General features: G+C 47.7%; 2 protein-coding genes. One reads left to right on the top strand and one right to left on the bottom strand.

Features of this window, described 5'->3' with window-relative positions:
* Positions 1–247: 247 nt before the first annotated feature.
* Positions 248–1,612 (bottom strand): serine hydrolase domain-containing protein, encoded by a 1,365-nt coding sequence (locus AK963_RS27820; RefSeq protein WP_066018565.1) that lies wholly within the window; start codon positions 1,610–1,612, stop codon positions 248–250.
* Positions 1,613–1,797: 185 nt separating this feature from the next.
* On the opposite strand from AK963_RS27820, the gene AK963_RS27815 reads away from it, so the two are divergent.
* Complete coding sequence (locus tag AK963_RS27815) at positions 1,798–2,130, top strand: TehB family protein (RefSeq protein ID WP_066018564.1); 333 nt, start codon at positions 1,798–1,800, stop codon at positions 2,128–2,130.
* The last annotated feature ends 287 nt before the right edge of the window (positions 2,131–2,417 follow it).

Genomic DNA, 2,417 nt, shown 5'->3' with positions numbered 1-2,417 from the left:
GAGAACCTTATTTCCGAAGATTAAAAAAACGGAAAGCGTATAGTTGTGTGATTTTGAAGATTTAAGTTGGACTTACCATCATGCTAGTAATTTGAGATAGCTTCTTACAAAGTCGCACATCGCGTATTGAATGTTTTTTTCATGGCAAACGCATCACATGGAATGGTTTACCCAGTATATGCAACAGCAGGAAAGGATAGCTGGTATCGTAAAGTACCAGCTATTCAACAGTGTTGAATGTGACGCTTCAGGTAGACGCTTTTAGTATGGCATCCAGCAACACTTTATAGTTGTCTTCCATCGGGTAATCACCGGATGTCCAGCCCAGTCTGACCAGTACTGTATTGGTAGAGGGGATGATCATCACGGACTGTTTGCGATTTCCCAGCATGGCATAGGCATCTACCGGGAGTGATGGCCAGCGCAGCTGTTCATCTCCCTGGTTCAGCCAGAACTGGTAGCCATAGGACTTTTCATTGTCACTGGTGTTGGGCGTTTTTGCGGCAGACACCCAGTCATCCGGCAGCAGCTTCTGCCCATTAATTTCACCATTATTGGCCATAATCAAGCCGAATCGTGCCCAGTCCCTGCCTGAGGCATACAGGTATGAGCTGCCCACCAGAACACCGGAAGCATCGGCTTCAAAGGTGGCTGTCGCAATCCCGGCGGGAACAAACAACTCGGTTTGAACAAAGTCCATGGTTTGAGCCGGATCACTGCCCAGTGTCTGATGGATATAACGCGAGAGCAGATTCGTTGTGCCGGAGGAATAGGAAAAATGTCTGCCAGGCTCATGATCCAGTGGGCTGATCATGGCAACATCAGAGGCACTGGGAGCGGTAAACAGCATATGGGTAGCATCACTGCCCGGAGCATAGGTTTCATCAAAGGCCAGACCACTGCTCATCTGCAGTAACTGCTCAAGGGAAAGTTCAGCCCGTGTATCCGTCCACTGGTCAAACAGTGCAGTGTCGTTTTTTGACACTTTCCCGAGGGCTTCCAGACGGCCCAGCATCATGGCCGTTATGCTTTTCCCCATGGACCAGCCTAATAAGGGAGTCGTCTGATTAAAACCGTTGCCATAGGCTTCGGCAATAATCTGGCCATCCTGAACCACCACCATGGCACGGCTGTCGAGCCCATTGCGATTGTCTTCAGCAAGAATCGATTCAAGGACGCCCTGTATATTCGGGTTAACCGTGCCGACGCGGTTTCCTTTCGGCCAGGGAGCATGATCCGGTTCTGGTAATGGCTGTGATGCCATTTGGTACAACGTATCGTCTCCATCAAATTCAATGGTGCATCCAAGCCCCTGGCGGTAGGTAGCAACTGTGGGCGCCAGGCCAAAAAGATCAGCACTCACCTGGCTGGGGGTATCGGAGTATTTAAGGTTAACCAGCTCTGTAACCGGAGAATAGGACGACAGGTCACTGACAATTTGCTGATCATCAAGACCGCTGATAAAGCGTGCGGAACAGGCCAGTTTGGCACTGAGGCTGGTGGCCACCTGAACCGCATGACCCAGATTAAACAGGGAAAAACCCAGAAAATAGGGCGGAACAGCAATTAACAGGCCTGAAAACAGAGCCAGAGAGATCAATAGCTTTTTCATTATTGTTATTCTTTTTGGTTGGTTACAAAATCTGGCAAAGCTTATGGTGATCTGGGCCGGAAATCCAGTGGTTAACGCTGGGGATAGTTGCTTTTTAGTGGTTTTCCAGGGGGCAGTTAGCCATAAACAGGCTACGGTTATTAAGTTATACGACAAGTATCTGGTAGTGAATAGAAGAGGTTGTTATGAGCCATTTACGCATTCCAGCGAATTGGACGATCCAGCGTTCTACTCCTTTTTTTACCAAAGACAATGTGCCTGAGGCGTTATTAACCCATCACAATACTGCAGCGGGTGTTTTTGGGCAGCTGTGTGTGATGGAAGGCAGCGTAATCTATTATGGTTTTGCCGATCAGCGGGCAACTGAGCCAGAGGTGACTGTAGTTATCAATGCCGGGGAATTTGCCACTAGTCCACCTCAATACTGGCACCGAATTGAGCTGAGTGATAATGCCCAGTTCAATATTAATTTCTGGTCTGAGAAAGCGGTGGATAAACCCTTATATGAGACCCGTTGAGAGGTGAGCCTTGATAAGAAGCGGCATAGCGATATTTCTTGTTTGGAACATAGTGAGAGAATAGGTGTCTTATTTGGGGCTGGCTTTTAACCTTTATAACCAGCCAATTTACCCAAATAAGTTCAAGGAGTGTCGTTATGCAAGCTACTGATGCGACTGCTGTCATCACCGGCGTAAAAAGTCCTCAAAACACCAGTCCAAAATGACCTGTCGTTAAGTATAGCTTTTTGGGGTGGTCTGCAAGTCTGATAGTTCCAGAAAGTTAAATATTTTACTAAGCTGACTCT

Source organism: Endozoicomonas atrinae, from assembly GCF_001647025.1.
Lineage (GTDB): Bacteria > Pseudomonadota > Gammaproteobacteria > Pseudomonadales > Endozoicomonadaceae > Endozoicomonas > Endozoicomonas atrinae.
This window is presented reverse-complemented; position numbering and strand designations above follow the sequence as displayed.

Coding starts and splice junctions, on each gene's coding strand:
- AK963_RS27820 (WP_066018565.1), bottom strand. CDS start 1,612: ATGAAAAAGCTATTGATCTCTCTGGCTCTGTTTTCAGGCCTGTTAATT.
- AK963_RS27815 (WP_066018564.1), top strand. CDS start 1,798: ATGAGCCATTTACGCATTCCAGCGAATTGGACGATCCAGCGTTCTACT.